The organism is Acinetobacter sp. YH12039, from assembly GCF_013420015.1.
Classification (GTDB): domain Bacteria; phylum Pseudomonadota; class Gammaproteobacteria; order Pseudomonadales; family Moraxellaceae; genus Acinetobacter; species Acinetobacter amyesii.
On the sequence record NZ_VOZA01000030.1, the window covers coordinates 21,459 to 36,776 of the forward strand.

At 39.5% G+C, this 15,318-nt stretch carries 18 protein-coding genes and 1 pseudogene; 11 read left to right on the top strand and 8 right to left on the bottom strand.

The window, feature by feature from the left end; genetic code table 11:
* Positions 1 to 46 precede the first annotated feature (46 nt).
* On the top strand, positions 47 to 1,261 hold the full coding sequence (locus FTT98_RS12290) for an OmpP1/FadL family transporter (protein ID WP_257230214.1): 1,215 nt from the start codon (positions 47 to 49) through the stop codon (positions 1,259 to 1,261).
* A gap of 57 nt (positions 1,262 to 1,318) precedes the next feature.
* Here FTT98_RS12290 and carO read toward each other — a convergent pair whose 3' ends face one another.
* Positions 1,319 to 2,032, bottom strand: a complete 714-nt coding sequence (carO, locus tag FTT98_RS12295; RefSeq protein ID WP_180063423.1) for an ornithine uptake porin CarO — start codon at positions 2,030 to 2,032, stop codon at positions 1,319 to 1,321.
* A 374-nt stretch (positions 2,033 to 2,406) separates the two neighbouring features.
* Between carO and dapD the strand changes: the two genes are divergently transcribed.
* From dapD to FTT98_RS12320, 5 genes are all read left to right on the top strand, one after another.
* Positions 2,407 to 3,228, top strand: coding sequence for a 2,3,4,5-tetrahydropyridine-2,6-dicarboxylate N-succinyltransferase (gene dapD / locus FTT98_RS12300; RefSeq protein ID WP_078190347.1), 822 nt, complete (start codon positions 2,407 to 2,409; stop codon positions 3,226 to 3,228).
* 113 nt (positions 3,229 to 3,341) lie between these two features.
* Positions 3,342 to 4,052, top strand: a complete 711-nt coding sequence (gene queE, locus FTT98_RS12305; protein ID WP_180040142.1) for a 7-carboxy-7-deazaguanine synthase QueE — start codon at positions 3,342 to 3,344, stop codon at positions 4,050 to 4,052.
* A 29-nt stretch (positions 4,053 to 4,081) separates the two neighbouring features.
* Entirely contained in the window at positions 4,082 to 4,753 is a 672-nt protein-coding gene (gene queC, locus FTT98_RS12310) for a 7-cyano-7-deazaguanine synthase QueC (RefSeq protein WP_078190349.1), read from the top strand.
* A gap of 13 nt (positions 4,754 to 4,766) precedes the next feature.
* Positions 4,767 to 5,174: a hypothetical protein gene (locus FTT98_RS12315; RefSeq protein ID WP_078192024.1), complete on the top strand. Its 408-nt coding sequence runs from the start codon at positions 4,767 to 4,769 to the stop codon at positions 5,172 to 5,174.
* 134 nt (positions 5,175 to 5,308) lie between these two features.
* On the top strand, positions 5,309 to 5,767 hold the full coding sequence (locus tag FTT98_RS12320) for a peroxiredoxin (protein ID WP_180026885.1): 459 nt from the start codon (positions 5,309 to 5,311) through the stop codon (positions 5,765 to 5,767).
* A 59-nt stretch (positions 5,768 to 5,826) separates the two neighbouring features.
* Here FTT98_RS12320 and FTT98_RS12325 read toward each other — a convergent pair whose 3' ends face one another.
* Positions 5,827 to 6,426, bottom strand: coding sequence for a LysE/ArgO family amino acid transporter (locus FTT98_RS12325; RefSeq protein WP_180177411.1), 600 nt, complete (start codon positions 6,424 to 6,426; stop codon positions 5,827 to 5,829).
* A 138-nt stretch (positions 6,427 to 6,564) separates the two neighbouring features.
* Between FTT98_RS12325 and FTT98_RS12330 the strand changes: the two genes are divergently transcribed.
* Positions 6,565 to 7,452: a LysR family transcriptional regulator ArgP gene (locus FTT98_RS12330; RefSeq protein WP_180177412.1), complete on the top strand. Its 888-nt coding sequence runs from the start codon at positions 6,565 to 6,567 to the stop codon at positions 7,450 to 7,452.
* Positions 7,453 to 7,469: 17 nt separating this feature from the next.
* On the opposite strand, the gene FTT98_RS12335 is transcribed toward FTT98_RS12330, so the two are convergent.
* Together FTT98_RS12335 and FTT98_RS12340 are read right to left on the bottom strand one after the other, a co-directional pair.
* Positions 7,470 to 8,036: a YceI family protein gene (locus FTT98_RS12335; RefSeq protein WP_180177413.1), complete on the bottom strand. Its 567-nt coding sequence runs from the start codon at positions 8,034 to 8,036 to the stop codon at positions 7,470 to 7,472.
* An 86-nt stretch (positions 8,037 to 8,122) separates the two neighbouring features.
* A complete protein-coding gene (locus FTT98_RS12340) occupies positions 8,123 to 8,692 on the bottom strand; it encodes a nicotinate-nicotinamide nucleotide adenylyltransferase (RefSeq protein WP_180063427.1) in 570 nt (189 codons plus the stop codon).
* Positions 8,693 to 8,798: 106 nt separating this feature from the next.
* Between FTT98_RS12340 and FTT98_RS12345 the strand changes: the two genes are divergently transcribed.
* On the top strand, positions 8,799 to 9,599 hold the full coding sequence (locus FTT98_RS12345; protein ID WP_078192396.1) for an enoyl-CoA hydratase-related protein: 801 nt from the start codon (positions 8,799 to 8,801) through the stop codon (positions 9,597 to 9,599).
* A 95-nt stretch (positions 9,600 to 9,694) separates the two neighbouring features.
* Complete coding sequence (locus FTT98_RS12350) at positions 9,695 to 10,465, top strand: nitroreductase family protein (RefSeq protein WP_180177414.1); 771 nt, start codon at positions 9,695 to 9,697, stop codon at positions 10,463 to 10,465.
* A 174-nt stretch (positions 10,466 to 10,639) separates the two neighbouring features.
* Here FTT98_RS12350 and FTT98_RS12355 read toward each other — a convergent pair whose 3' ends face one another.
* Entirely contained in the window at positions 10,640 to 10,957 is a 318-nt protein-coding gene (locus tag FTT98_RS12355) for a YqfO family protein (protein WP_078190358.1), read from the bottom strand.
* 15 nt (positions 10,958 to 10,972) lie between these two features.
* Complete coding sequence (locus tag FTT98_RS12360; protein WP_180177415.1) at positions 10,973 to 11,854, bottom strand: LysR family transcriptional regulator; 882 nt, start codon at positions 11,852 to 11,854, stop codon at positions 10,973 to 10,975.
* Between the two features lie 156 nt (positions 11,855 to 12,010).
* On the opposite strand from FTT98_RS12360, the gene FTT98_RS12365 reads away from it, so the two are divergent.
* Both FTT98_RS12365 and FTT98_RS12370 read left to right on the top strand, forming a co-directional pair.
* Positions 12,011 to 13,753 carry an FAD-dependent monooxygenase gene (locus FTT98_RS12365; RefSeq protein ID WP_180177416.1) on the top strand — a complete coding sequence of 581 codons (1,743 nt, stop codon included), beginning with the start codon at positions 12,011 to 12,013 and terminating at the stop codon, positions 13,751 to 13,753.
* Between the two features lie 302 nt (positions 13,754 to 14,055).
* Positions 14,056 to 14,673, top strand: coding sequence for a hypothetical protein (locus FTT98_RS12370; protein WP_180040158.1), 618 nt, complete (start codon positions 14,056 to 14,058; stop codon positions 14,671 to 14,673).
* A 34-nt stretch (positions 14,674 to 14,707) separates the two neighbouring features.
* Here FTT98_RS12370 and FTT98_RS18120 read toward each other — a convergent pair whose 3' ends face one another.
* Complete coding sequence (locus FTT98_RS18120; protein ID WP_257220672.1) at positions 14,708 to 14,836, bottom strand: KGW motif small protein; 129 nt, start codon at positions 14,834 to 14,836, stop codon at positions 14,708 to 14,710.
* A gap of 332 nt (positions 14,837 to 15,168) precedes the next feature.
* Positions 15,169 to 15,318 (bottom strand): annotated as a pseudogene (locus FTT98_RS18125) (IS4 family transposase); the annotation flags it as partial.

Consider the following 15,318-nt stretch of genomic DNA (forward strand, 5'->3'; position numbering starts at 1 on the left):
TCCAACACAATAAAAATTAAAACCTTATTACTTCCGACCCATATTTATGAAAAATCAATTCGTCGCAGTGGCAGTCGGGATCGCCTGCCCCATACAGATCATGTATGCAGCAGGGATAGAAAACTCAGATCAATCGATCTCGGCCTTTCTTGAACCCGGAAATTATACTGAAGTCAGTTTCGCTTACGTCGATGCTCAAGTGGACGGCAAAGTTCAAAACCAAGGTTTAATCAGTGAGTTGGGCATCACTGATTTTTCTACAGGGAATCTCGCCCATCAACAATTTTCTGGGAAATTTGCACTTAAAATTCAACCACATGAAAATATTTCTGCGGGAGTAATTTATGAGCAACCTTTTCATACTGATATCAATTATCAATATAGTCCTCGCTTACCAGATAGCTCAAATATCGATATTGAAAGCGCCGATATTAACTTTAGAACGCATAACCTAACTGGACTGGTAGGCTATCAACCCAATAATAATTGGAATATTTATAGCGGTTTAAGCCTACAAACATTTAAAGGTGATTTAAAAATTTCTGGGCAACAATATGCTGCTCTCAATGGCTATCATGTTTATTTAAAACAAGATGAAGCGATCGGCTGGCTGCTCGGTTTCAGTTATCAAATTCCTGAATACGCACTTAAAACCAGCCTAACCTATCGTTCAAAAATCAAACATGACAATAAAACATCTGAATCGACTTTGTATTCAAATGGTCCTTTTCAGTTAGTCCCTGACATCCATACATCCATTCAAACGCCACAAAGCGTCAATTTTGAATTTCAAACAGCTGTTAGCTCACATAATGTTGTATATGGCACAATTCGTTGGATTAATTGGAAAGATTTTAGCATTCAACCACCGCAGTTTAATGCTGTACTTCAATATGCAGCACTCGATCCGCAATACCGTGATTTAGCTGATATCCAATTGGTGGAATATCAAAAAGATCAATGGTCAGGAAAATTGGGGATTGCGCATCAATTTAATCCGAGTTGGCTCGCTGCTGCAGAATTTATTTGGGACAACGGGACAGGAAATGCGGTGTCTACCTTAAACCCAAGTGATGGCTATCGAGGTTTAGGTTTAGGTATGATGCATAAATTTAACCCGAACAATTTTCTAGCGACTGGCCTGTATTATATGAAACTCTCAAAACCATCGAATACTGAAACATCTCATATTTCAGGTCTTGCAAGTGTCTCAGACAATGATGCCATGATCTATGGTCTGAAATTTGGTCACAGATTTTAAACGCTTTCTAAAAACAAAAAAAACGAGCCGAAGCTCGTTTTTTGTTTCAGTAAGAACTTACCAATGGTAGCTCACACCTACTTTACCTACTGGAAGCCATTCATATTTGTCATCTTGTTCGATGCTACGTTCATGGTCAGCAAGTAATTCGCGGTCAGCAGCAGTACCACCAACAGCCGTTAATTTTGCAGTTGGGTTACCAGTGTAATAAGCACCTACTTCACCGAATACGCCCCAGTTTTTATTTAATTTTGGTGCAAAACCCAAACCTAGGTATGGTGCGATATCGTTATCGTAAGACACTTTACCGTTTAGGCGTTCGAAAGAAGTTTCTTTACCATCAATTTTAATTGGTGTATCACCTTTACGACGCTTATCTAACGTATATTCAGTGTCGATATAACCTACACCCGCAGCAACATAAAGACCTTGAGCCCATGGATTAGCACTTGCACCCCAAGGACGAACTTCTGCATTTAAGTAACCAACTTTGTTATCCATATCCATGTCGTATTTTACGCCATCGACAGATAAGTCATCTGACCATGAAATATCACCACCGTTATAACCTAATGCAAGGCCGACGTATGGGTTCGCAGTCCAAAGTAACGCACCACCATAACCAGTCGTACCCACTTCTAGACGAGCGCCAGTTGGGATAAGTTGGTTTTGATCAAATGCATAGCCATCATGAACTACAGAGGTATCTGCCATTGCAGTACCTGCAGCAGTAAGTAGAGCAGCTACCGTTAATAAACGTAATGATTTCATGTGTTTCTCCTCAAAATAAACTCTTATTCAGATTTTACAGACTTGTTATATGGCACATGTTAAAAGGAAACACAGCTCAACTTTTATGCAAATTTACTGATTTTTTGTTAACTTTTGATACATTTAGATTTTAATATTGATTAATAAAGAGTTTTTGTTTCATTTTTTTAAATATAATAATGATGTTAAGGAACAATTCTGTATATTTTGCGTATTTTTTATACAAACCTTATGAAAATGCTAAATTCATCACTCTTAATTTCTTGGTTATAGTGCTTGCTTAATAATTAATTCCGATCCTAGGCCGATTTACCATCTATTTTTGACTCGATTTAGTGTAAAATCTTGGAAAATTTTTTTCTGGATGGAAGAACATGTCTCAGCTTTCAACAATCATTGAACAAGCGTTTGAAGACCGTGCTAATTTCACTGCAGCTGACTGTCCTGCTGAAGTACGTGCAGCAGTAGAAGAAGTGATCGCTGGCCTAGATAACGGTACATTACGTGTTGCTGAAAAAATTGATGGTGAATGGATTGTTCATCAATGGGTGAAAAAAGCCGTTTTGCTTTCATTCAAATTGAACGACAACAAACCAATGGAAGCTTGTGACTTACGCTTCTATGACAAAGTTGATACTAAGTTCTCTGACTGGACTGAAGAACAATTTAAAGCTGCAGGTGTACGTGTAGTACCACCTGCTGTAGCACGTAAAGGTTCTTTCCAAGCAAAAAATGTTGTATTGATGCCTTCATATGTCAATATTGGTGCATATGTTGACGAAGGTACAATGGTTGATACATGGGCAACTGTTGGTTCATGTGCTCAAATTGGTAAAAACGTTCACTTATCAGGTGGCGTTGGTATTGGTGGCGTTCTTGAACCACTTCAAGCAAACCCAACAATCATTGAAGACAACTGTTTTATCGGCGCGCGTTCTGAAATCGTTGAAGGTGTGATCGTAGAAGAAGGTTCTGTGATTTCAATGGGCGTATTCATTGGTCAATCGACTAAGATTTATGACCGTGAAACTGGCGAAATCCATTACGGCCGTGTTCCTGCTGGTTCTGTTGTGGTTTCTGGTAGCCTGCCGTCTAAATGCGGTAAATACAGCCTATATGCTGCAGTAATCGTGAAAAAAGTTGACGCGAAAACTCGTGCGAAAACAAGCTTGAACGAATTATTACGCGAAGACTAAGTCTTTATTTCAGCGGAGCATTCGTGTTCCGTGGAGCCTCTATCGCTCCTCGTCTCTACGATTAGCAATGATCGTAGAGATTTTTTGTTTTTTTATATCTGGTTAATTTTGTTATGAGTACCCTTCGATCTTCCGCTATTCCTGTTTCTGATCCGTCTGCGGGTTTACGTATTACGGAGATTTTTTATTCATTGCAAGGTGAAGCCAATACCGCAGGTTTGCCTACGGTCTTTATCCGCTTGACGGGCTGTCCGTTACGTTGCACTTATTGTGATACAACCTATTCGTTTGAAGGCGGTGAACGCCAATCATTAGAAGAAATCATTCAAACCACTTTAGATTTTAAAACCCCTTATATTTGCGTGACGGGTGGTGAGCCGCTTGCTCAACCGAACGCCCTTCCCCTCATGACTCGTCTGGCCGATTTAGGCTGCGAAGTCTCTTTAGAAACCAGCGGTGCTTTAGATGTGTCTAAAGTTGACCCACGTGTTTCAAAGGTTATGGATTTAAAAACCCCGACATCGGGTGAAGTTGCACGAAACTTGCTTAGCAACTTCGACCATTTAACAGCGCATGATCAGATCAAATTTGTGATTTGTAATCGTGAAGACTATGAATGGTCAAAACAGCAAGTTGAGCACTATAAGCTAAACGAAAAAGTCAGCACCATTTGGTTCTCTCCGGCCTTTGCCGTTGAAAAAGGTGCTGTTCGTTTGCCTCAGCTTGCACGTGATTTAGCACAATGGATTTTAGAAGACCATCTCCCTGTTCGCTTCCAATTGCAATTACATAAGTTGCTTTGGAACGATGAAACTGGTCGTTAAGTTTTAAAGAATTATTTGGAGTAATGCATATGCGCCCTCGTGCCATAGTTTTATTGTCTGGCGGCTTAGACTCAACCACTTGTTTAGCTTGGGCTCAAGCACGTTATGAATGTATCGCCTTAAGTTTTATGTATGGTCAACGTTCTACGACAGAACTAGATGCTGCTCGTGAGTTAACTAAGCAAGCTGGTGTAGAACATCGTGTCATTAATATCGATTTAGGTAACTTAGGTGGCTCTGCGTTAACTGACCATAGCATTGAAGTTCCTGATCATGAACAAGCCGGTATTCCTGTAACTTATGTACCAGCTCGTAACACGATTTTCTTGTCATATGCTTTAGCTGCGGCGGAAGTTTTTGGTGCAGAAGCAATTGTCATTGGTATTAATGCGGTTGATTACTCAGGCTATCCAGACTGCCGTCCAGAGTTTATCGAAGCCTTTGCCAACATGGCTCGCCTTGCAACTAAAGTTGGCGTTGAAGGAAAACCACTTAAATTTGAAACACCTCTGTTACATTTATCCAAAGCAAATATCATTCGCTTAGGTATAGAACATGGCGTAGACTACAGTCAAACGGTGTCTTGCTATCAAGCAGATGACCAAGGTCGTGCTTGCGGTAAATGCGATAGCTGCCGTCTTCGTAAACAAGGTTTCGTTGACGCAGGTGTTGAAGATCCGACACGTTACATACCGAAATAACAAGGTAGGGTTTATGAAAAATTTAAAATCAAACATTATTCTTTCTGCTGCTTTCTCTGCAGCTGCATTGTTTGCTTCAGTTGCACACGCTGACAACGACAAGCTTCAACAAGCATATAAGAGCACTAACGTAAAATCTTCGTTAATTAATGTTTGTAAAGAAGAAACTGGCAAAGGTAAAAAACTAACTGCCGCTGAAGTTAGCAAATACTGTACTTGTGCTGTTGAAGCAGATGGTCGTTTAACCAATGCTCAAAAATGGGAAATCCAAAGCACAATCAACCAGAAGAAAAGCCCTGCAACACTCGCTTTTGTTCAAAAACAAAATAAAGACCTTCAAGCATGTTTCGGTCCTCAGTTAACAGGTAAATTAAAAAATTTAACTGAAGAAGCAATGAAATCTGCTCAAGCGAAAAAATAATTTTCGTCTTAAAAAAGCCTGCAAATGCAGGCTTTTTTATTGCTTTAAGTTCAAAGTAAATTCTGTATGATGGTCATATTTCACATACTTTGTTTAAGCCCATTTAGGGATAAGACATGAAAAAGGAAATCTTCATGACTGAAATTAGCTTACCAAATCAAACCTTCCCAACCACCTCAGGTGAAGTCAACCTTGCAGAACTAAACAATGACTGGCTGATCATCTACTTCTACCCTAAAGATTCAACACCAGGATGTACGACGCAAGCCATTGGGTTTTCATGCTTAAAAGATCAGTTTGATGCGCTTAATACACCAATCTACGGCATTTCTCGCGACTCGGTTAAAGCCCATCAAAACTTCACTGAAAAGCAAAATCTAAGCATTGATTTAATCAGTGATAAAGAAGAAGTGCTATGTCAGCATTTCGATGTGATTAAAGAAAAAAATATGTATGGCAAAAAGGTTATGGGCATCGAACGCTCAACCTTTATTTTCCATAATGGAAAGCTGGTAAAAGAATATCGTAAAGTCAAAGCTGCAGGCCATGCAGAACAAGTCTTAGAAGATTTAAAAGCATTACAAGCTGCATAAAAGTAATGATTTGAGCCCGCTCCTTTAGGAATGGGCTCAAATTTAATGAGGACATATAACTAGAGCAATAATGAAATTGCAATTCCCCACATCACAACGCCAATAATAAAGTCTAAAACTTTCCATGCCTTTGCACTTTGGAAGAGCGGTAATAAATAGCGCGCACCAAATCCGAGGACAAAGAAAAACACCCATGAAGCTGTAATTGCCCCAATCGCAAAATATACAGCAGTCGACTCAAACTTCGTTGAAATAGACCCAATCAGCACAACCGTATCGAGATATACATGTGGATTTAACCACGTTAAAGCCAAGCAAATCAGCACCAACTTCAATAGTTTGGTTTCATTCTTCTCACTGGGCGCTAAACTGCTCGAAGTTTTAAAGGCTTGCAGAAAATGCTGTGCCCCATAAACTGCTAAAAACGTTGCGCCCAAATATTTCGCAACACTCACAATTTCCGGATGACTTTCAACCAATTGGGAGAATCCGAGCACCCCCAATAAGATGAGTATCGAATCAGAAGCAGCACAAATAGCGCAGAGCCAAAAGACATACTGCTTTTTTAACCCTTGCTTGAGAATAAACGCATTTTGCGCACCAATCGCGATAATTAGGCTAAATCCAATTGCGAGCCCTTGCATATAACTGTGCAACATTTTTAACTACACTTTCAAAGCTTTAAATGAATCTTGCTATTATCTAAGCTTATTGCTAAAAATAAGTATTTATAAATAAATATCAATATAACTAAGTTTTTCTTAGTTTATGTAATTTCTAATACTCGTAGGTGACTCATGTTACAAAGCAAACATAGTGAAGCATTTCTTGCGGTTGCAGAAACAGGAAGCTTTGAACAAGCGGCACTGCGTTTAAATATTACGGCATCTGCGGTCACGCTCAGGCTACAAACCTTAGAAAAGAAATTAGGTCATGTGCTCATTGTGCGTGAACGGCCCTGCCGCCCAACACTCGCAGGCCAATCTTTATTGCATTATTTACAACACAGCAAATTACTAGAACATAATTTTCTGCAAAATCTAACAGGACAAACGGCGAATGCGTTTTATCAAGTCAATATTGCAACCAATGCTGACTCACTTGCGACATGGCTGCTTCCGCTACTCAAAGATCTCTTAATTGAAGAAAAAATCGTGATTCATTTTCAGGTCGATGATCAGTCACAAACACATCATTTATTAGAAGCAGGACTAGTCAATGCCTGTGTTACAACAGAATCAGAAGCCATGAAAGGCTGCGTTGCAGAATATCTGGGTGAAATGCATTATCGCTTTGTAGCAACCCCTGATTTTATCCAAAGATGGTTCGATCAAGGCGTGACGCGAAATGCCTTAAGGGCTGCTCCTGCACTGATTTTTAATGAGAAGGATGACCTGCATACGCAATCGATTCAAAAAAATTTCGGACTCAATCCTTCACAATATCCGCATCATTTCATTCCCTCTTCAACGGCATTTTTTGATGCCATTACGATGGGGTTGGGCTATGGATGGTTACCCGACTATCAAAGCAAAGACTTATTAGCAGCGGGAAAATTGATAGAGCTTTCAACAGAACTCAGTATTGATTTAGCCTTGTATTGGCATCACTGGAACCAACAATCTGTTCAATTACAAAAATTGACTGCTGTTGTGCTGCAACATGCCAAAGATCATATGTGTTAAACTCTGTAAGACTACGGTTATTCAAGCCGCCATTGGCCTTTGAGCTGTATCAATACTTGCTCACCTACTCCACCGAGTGCTTTACGCATACCAAAATCACTACGCTTAATGGTTGCTAAAGATTGAACATCCAACACTTTTGGATTTTGCGGGCTTGGGGTGAGTGTGGTATCGAAGATCACAGGCTTAGTGATGCCACGAATGGTGAGATCCCCTCGAATCATATATTTCGCATAAGCCACGGGTTCGATTTGTTTACTGACAAACTTCACGTGCTTAAATTCAGCGGCATCAAAATATTCACTGCCCAAGATTAATCCTTTCAAGCTTGGGTTACTAAAACTGATGCTATCCACATCTAACACTAAATGCGCTGAACCTTTATGCGGAATTTCAGGATCAAATTTTAGGTTCGATTGAACCTTATTAAAGCGGCCTTCTACAATAGACAGCCCCACAGATTTAATACCAAAAGTGACCTGACTATTAGGCGTTAGCGTCCATTCAGCAGCATGTAGGGGAAATACGCAACATAAAGCGAAGGCTCCCATATATTTTGCAAACGTTCCCTGACGCAAACTCATGTTTTTCTCCTGAATAAAACACAGCCTAAAAGCACTACAATGTTTATTTTTTTACTCCATTGTGGTGCTAGAACTTTAGCGTTTTTTTATAGCAGATTTGTTTTATCCTGAGTCATAAATTTGTGTTGAAGTTGTTTATAAATGTCTGTCTGTTGAAATTTTTGCAAAAAATCAATGGTACCTTGAGGAAAGGCATCTCGTTCAATTTCACCACGAAAATACGCTTCACGTACTGGTGTCGCAGAAATCGCCCCTTCTAGACTATCCAGCTCAACCATTTCCCACTCAGGGAAGAATTTTAAATAATAAGAAGAATCATCTTTAAAATGCCCGATCAAACCGACTTTTGCATTCGTTTCAATTACATCATTCACCAAAGATTTGACTAACTTTTGCCATTTTTCATCGTTATATACATCTATCACATGCACAAACTTGATTCGCTTCTGATCTTGCTCTGAAAAATTCGACAGGATCATCTGCTCACGTTCTACGGCCAAAAATGGATTTTTGATATTACGTTCATTTTGCGCCGAACCCAGTGCTAAAAGCACATATTGACTTTGTTGCAAGGCAATTTTAATGGTTTGCAGATGTGCTAAATGGAACGGCTGAAAACGCCCAATGAAAACCAAATAATCAAATGTATATTTCATATCAAATCAAACTTTTTATGAACTGAGCAGTTGTGCCACAGGCTGAAATATGCGACATAATGTCGAGCATAAAATCAAAACGAAACTTTTACGCAAGGATAGTACGATGACACTGAGCTGTATTCAACAACCCCATGAACATTTGAATGCGAATTTGGACAATGGCGTACTGACCTTGGCCATTAACCGACCTCAGGCGAAGAACGCGCTGTATACAGAATTATATCTGTGGATTGCAAAGGCATTAGATGAAGCTGATCAGGATACTTCAGTGCGTGTAGTTGTACTCCGTGGTCAAGATGCGGACTTCAGTGCGGGCAATGACATGCAAGATTTCATGAAATCTGCTGCTCAAAAAGGGCAAGCTCCAGCTTCTGAAGGCGCACCGTTCATTTTATTAAAATCTGCTGCTCAATTTTCTAAGCCGTTGATCGCTGCGGTTCGTGGTGTTGCCATTGGGATTGGTGTTACGATTCTGCTTCATTGCGATCTTGTCTACAGCGACAATACTGCCCTATTCCAAATTCCGTTTGTGAGCCTTGGTCTATCGCCTGAAGGTGCATCGAGCAAGCTATTGGTTCAACAAGCCGGCTACCATAAAGCGGCTGAATTACTCTTAACCGCTCAGAAGTTTGATAGTGCGACAGCGCTTTCAGCGAATTTGGTCAATAGCATTGAAGAAGATGCTTATGCGACAGCTGCGAAAAAAGCAGCACAGTTATCTGCTCTACCACTCGCTTCTTTGGTTCAATCAAAAGCATTAATGAAACATAATGTAGATGAAATCGTGGCATGGATTGACCATGAAGCTGAGATTTTCATGGATCGTGTTGGCTCCCCAGAAATGATGGAAGCTGTTGCAGCCTTTATGCAAAAACGCAAACCAGACTTCTCTCAGTTCAATTAATTTTTTAATGGAACTTAAAAAACCACTCATATTTGGGTGGTTTTTTTCATCTCAGCCCCAATCTATTTTCTAAATTAAAAACTGGACATTTCCACATGACAGCATCACAAACTGACAATAAATCTGAAAAGAAACGCTACTACGAACCTGCACCTGAAGGCATCGATATCGAAAATTTTAAAAAAGTTGTACAAAGCCGTCGTTCTGTACGTAAGTTTACCGACAAGGCCATTCCAAACGATGTTTTAGATGAATGCTTAGACCTTGCCCTGCTTGCGCCAAATTCATCAAATTTACAGCCTTGGACATTCTATGTCGTTCAGAACCCTGCAAAGAAAAAACAGTTGGTGAAAGCTTGCTTAGGGCAACTTGCGGCAAAAACTGCTGCTGAATTGATTGTCTGTGTCGCGCGTACCGACCGTGTAGATGAAATGGCTAAACGTAATATTTCGGAATTTCCATTTCCTGAAGCACCTGCAGCTGTGCAAAAGTATTACAAGTTTATTCCCTATAACTATAAAACAGGTTACTTCAACGCACTAGGTAACTTTAAGAAAGTAGCTTTCAAAGTTGCACGTACACTGGATAAACAATTGCCTGTAACAGCATTTAATGAAGCAGATGCAAAACTTTGGGCGAGCAAAACCACAGCATTGGCTTGTGAAAACTTAGTTTTGGCTTTACGTGCCTATGGTTTTGACAGTTGTATGATGGAAGGTTTTGATGAACCTTTGGTGAAGAAGATTTTAGGATTAAATGCCCAGCAATACCCAGTGATGGTGATTGGTGCAGGTGAACGTGCTAAAGATGGTGTGTTCTTCCCGCAGTATCGTTTTGACCGTGATTTATTTATTCAGAAGGTTTAACTTGCTTTCAATTGAATACTCACAACCGCAATTGACTGCATAACTTTAAATATTAGGTAAGTCCCGTCTCCCTTCGGGAAGAGGAGCATTCTTCGTAAGAGGATGAGGGGCATAATCTGATAAATCCTCTCCCTAACCCTCTCCTTTAAAAGGAGAGGGAACTTTCATTATGAATTAAAAACTTACATCCACCATTTGAATAAACTCAAATGCCGGCTCTTCATAAGGATGACTTGCTTTTAAAGCCCTTGCGACCTCACTCGCTTTATCTTCAGGCACGATGGTTTCCACGCGCCATTCAGGAATTTGCTCCAACATATCCAACTCACCAATAAATGGATTTGCACCTTTTACAGGTTTAAACTGCCCTGTTCCAAGTACTTGCCAAGCACAGTGTTCATAGTTTCCGATACCACCTGCTCCTGCTTCAAATACGGCCAGTTTAGTCGATTCTAAGTGAGACTCAGGTACATAATAAATCAGTTTTAACATTGGCTATTCCAGACGCTATTGAGCAGCTACATCATTTAAAGCACTGCAAATCATTTTTAATGCCACATTATTCGATGCATGCGGATAGGTAGCATATAAACCTAGTTTCGGTAATTCCATATCTGTTTGAATGACTTTGACCGAATCATTTAAAAACTTCAGTAAATATTCGGGCACAAAACTCAGCCCCATACCCATATTAATCAAATTTAAATGCTGCATGACATTGGTCACCCACAGCATGTGATCATGTTGTTGCTGATCAAAAGGAATTAAGGCATTTAAGGTATCGTAAAATACAGGAGAAGCATTTTGTTCACACATAATAATGGTGTGATTTTTTAATTCTTGAAGTTTTAAGATTCGATCTGAGGGATGCAGATGCGCTGCACCGACCAAATAAATTTGCTCACTTAAAACCTGAATATTGGTAAAGTCGTCATGACTTAAGTGATAACGAGTAAAACTAATATCCAATTCAGTATTTTTGAGTTTTTGGATTTGCTCTGTACACGTCAAGCTATGTAAATGTATTTTTAAATCAGGAATATGTTGTTTTAATTGCGCCAAAATACTTGGCATAATTTTCAATTCTGCGACATTTAAAAAGCCAATATGTATTTGATTATTTTTGGCTTGCGCCACGTGGCGAGCTGCTGCTACAGCTTGTTTAGCATTTTCTAGTGCTTGCTCGGCATATTTCAGAAAAGCCTGCCCTTCATCGGTCAGTAAGACTTTGCGAGCAGAACGTTCAAATAATTGCACCCCAACCTCTTGCTCTAAGTCTTTAATTTGCTGACTAAGCGATGGTTGTGCTGTAAATAGTTTTTCCGCTGCCTTAGTGAAACTTTGTTCTTTCGCCACCGTCACAAAATAACGTAAATGTCGTAATTCCATTCGCTTCACTCCACATACTTACTACATCACCCGTGTCATGCAGTCAAAATACCAATAGATCTATAGTTTATATGAATATCCATTCTACTCGGAAAATCATTTGCCTAGACTTCGGACTATTCCAAGTTTGCGCTTCACATACACATGGAGTTTTGTATGACACAGCAATTCGATACCGATGTTCTGATTATTGGCACAGGGCCTGCAGGTTCTACTTTAGGTTTGGCCTTGGCAAATTACGGCATTCAGGTTCAGCTTTTTACCCAATTTAATTGGTTAGCTAATAGCCCGCGTGCCCATATTACCAACCAACGTGCGATGGAAGTGTTGCGTGACTTAGGTATCGAAGAACAGGTCAAAGAAATTGCAACTCCTTGGGAGCAGATGGGTGAAAGCCTCATTACCACAAGTCTTGTCGGTGAAGAAATTGCCCGTATGAGTGCTTGGGGCACGGGCGATGAACGTCATGGCGATTATATTAAAGGTAGCCCCTGTCCATTAGTCGATCTTATTCAACCGAAAATGGAAGCTTTGTTGGTAAAAAATGCAGCCGAGCGTGGTGCAATTTATAATTTTAATACTGAATATTTGTCCCATATACAAGATGAACATGGCGTAACAGCAACATTCCTTAATCGCATTACCCAAACTGAATTTAGCTTACGTGCCAAATATTTAATTGGTATGGATGGTGCTCGCTCTAAAGTGCTTGAAGAGCTTGATTTACCCATGGAAGGGGTGATGTCTCGCGCAGGTACAGTCTATGTCATGTTTAAAGCTGATCTTTCCAAATATGTGCAACACCGCCCTGCCATTTTGCAATGGATTGTTAACCCTGAAGCGAGCTTTGGTGATCTGGGCATGGGCTTACTCCGTGCCATTACACCGTGGAATGAATGGATTATGGGTTGGGGCTTTGATATTTCCAAAGGCGAACCGCAAGTGACCGAAGAACAAGTTCGGGCACGTTTAAATGCCTTTGTTGGTGTAGAAGTTGAAAATGTCGAAATTCAAAAACTGTCTTATTGGTATGTGAACCAAACATGGGCAACCGAATATTCAAAAGGACGTGTATTCTGCGGCGGTGATGCGGTACATCGTCATCCACCATCAAGTGGCTTAGGCTCAAATACCTGCATGCAGGATGCCTTTAACCTCGGTTGGAAATTGGCATATGCAATTAAAGGTTGGGCTACTCCTGCTCTACTTGAGTCCTATACCACTGAACGTGCGCCTGTGGGCAAGCAAATCGTGGCGCGTGCCAATCAATCTCGCTTTGACTATAAACATCTCAAAGAGGTATTTGGTTTTGACCAAGGCATCACAACTCAAGCTCAAATGATGCAAAGAATTTTTTCGGAAGATGAACAAGCTGCAGAAATTCGTCAAAAGCTATATCAAGCCTTAGAAATTAAAAACTTTGAGTTTAATGCTCAAGGTGTCGAGTTGAATCAACGTTATACATCCAATGCGGTGATTGCTGAATCTGAACCTGAGATCTTTGCCAAAGATCAACAGCTTTACTTGCAAGCAACCACGCGTCCGGGGGCTAAAGTTCCACATACTTGGATTATTGATGCCAAAGGCGATAAGCAATCAACGTTAGATATTACAGGGCATGGTCGTTTCACCCTACTGACAGGTCTTTCAGGCAAAGGTTGGAAATCTGCTGCTGAATCGTTGAATCTACCTTATTTAGATGTGATTCAAATTGGATCACGTGAATATCGTGACGTTTATGGGACATGGAATGCGAAATCTGAAATCCATGAATCAGGCGCTGTCTTAGTTCGTCCAGATGGTTATGTCGCTTGGCGATACCAAGACAGTACTAATGCTGCTTTTGATTATGAAAATACGTTGAAGGCGGTCTTAAAGCAGATTCAGTTAATGATTTAAATAGAATCATTAACAGTCAATCATCAAATCAAATTTTAATATTTGATCACGGAACCTGCGACATGGATGTCGCCCGTTAGACTCTGTCGGACTAAATGTTGAGTTGGTATTGTCTCTAAATTTACCACGTACAGTGCTCAAAATTGCCTACCTCTGACACCTGCTTCAAATACGGCAAGTTTGGTAGATTCAAGATGCTATTCAGGTATGAAGTAGATAAGCTTGAGCATTGCATTTGATATATGAAAATTTACCTAATGCTAAGTTATATTAAACCCATTAAGAATATATAAAGATTAACAATGACTAAAACCTTTGAACAACAATGGAATGATCACTTTCCAAATAAAGTACCTATTCCTTACGTATTAAAATTTTATTTTTCGGAATATTGGTTTCGTATGCATAGCTTGCCCGAGTCTAAACAATATGCAGACACAACAGAAGAAGTGCTACTTTTATTAGATCGTCAAAATCAGATCATCACAGATTGTTTAGGCTTAGATACCTCGGTTTACCTTGTGACAGGTAATTATGTTACGCCACATTATTCTCAGCCAGAGCCAAATTATTTCCACCCTGAGTATGATAGAAGAAAAATCATTTCCTACAATTTAATAGAATCACCTTCTATGAATCTACATCAGATAGATCCTGAATACTTTGATGATGGTGATGAAAATGATGTCTGTTTTATACCCTTATACACTCAAATAATATGGGAGCCTAAAAAACATGATGATTTATTATTAAAAATTGCAAATGAAGAAATTCATGCATTTCTCGTTTCATTTGAAAAAAAAATTATTGTTGCACCTTATGATGGTGGTATTGATTTTATTATTTGGGATAAGAAGTTTAAAAAGCAATTGAAAGAAAAATATAGTGCTTTGTTACCATCTAACGCGGAAGGCTTATAAAAACCGCCTCACGGCGGTTTCAATTGTTCAAATATTACATCTGCAACGCATAACCCAAAAATAAAAACACCAACTGCAAACACACCACTGCACCAAAAAGCTTCCAACCCTTTTTACGCAGCGCAGACTTATCCACTGCCGAATATTCTACTATTTTAATCATGTCATCACCTCATCATGAGTGTTGATACTGAACTCGTTTACTTATCCATCTTTCTTTTATCTTGCTAGTCTTTAATCTTGCATAGTTATTGTGCATAAATTACACACTAGCATGTTTCCACAAATATAAAAGCAAAATCTAAACCAAGTTCAGTGGGAGAAATAAAAATTTAAAACCAACAAAAAACCACCCGCAGGTGGTTAAAAATCGAAAGCGATTATATGTGTAAAAATAAGCATTCACAATAATTAATATATCTTTTGGTAAATTTTAAACATAAAAAAAGCCACCCGAAGGCCACTGCTGTCCCACAATTTTTCACAAGAGGAAGCTCATTTGAGCTTCCTCTTGTTTTTGGGTATTTTATCGGGTGAAAATAAAGCTTTTAAAGTTCTTCTTTCAAACAAATTCACTTGAATTATTCTGAGTAAACGTTGAACTGTCCAACCTGTTTTTCCTAAATGTTGAGCGAAACTCACCAA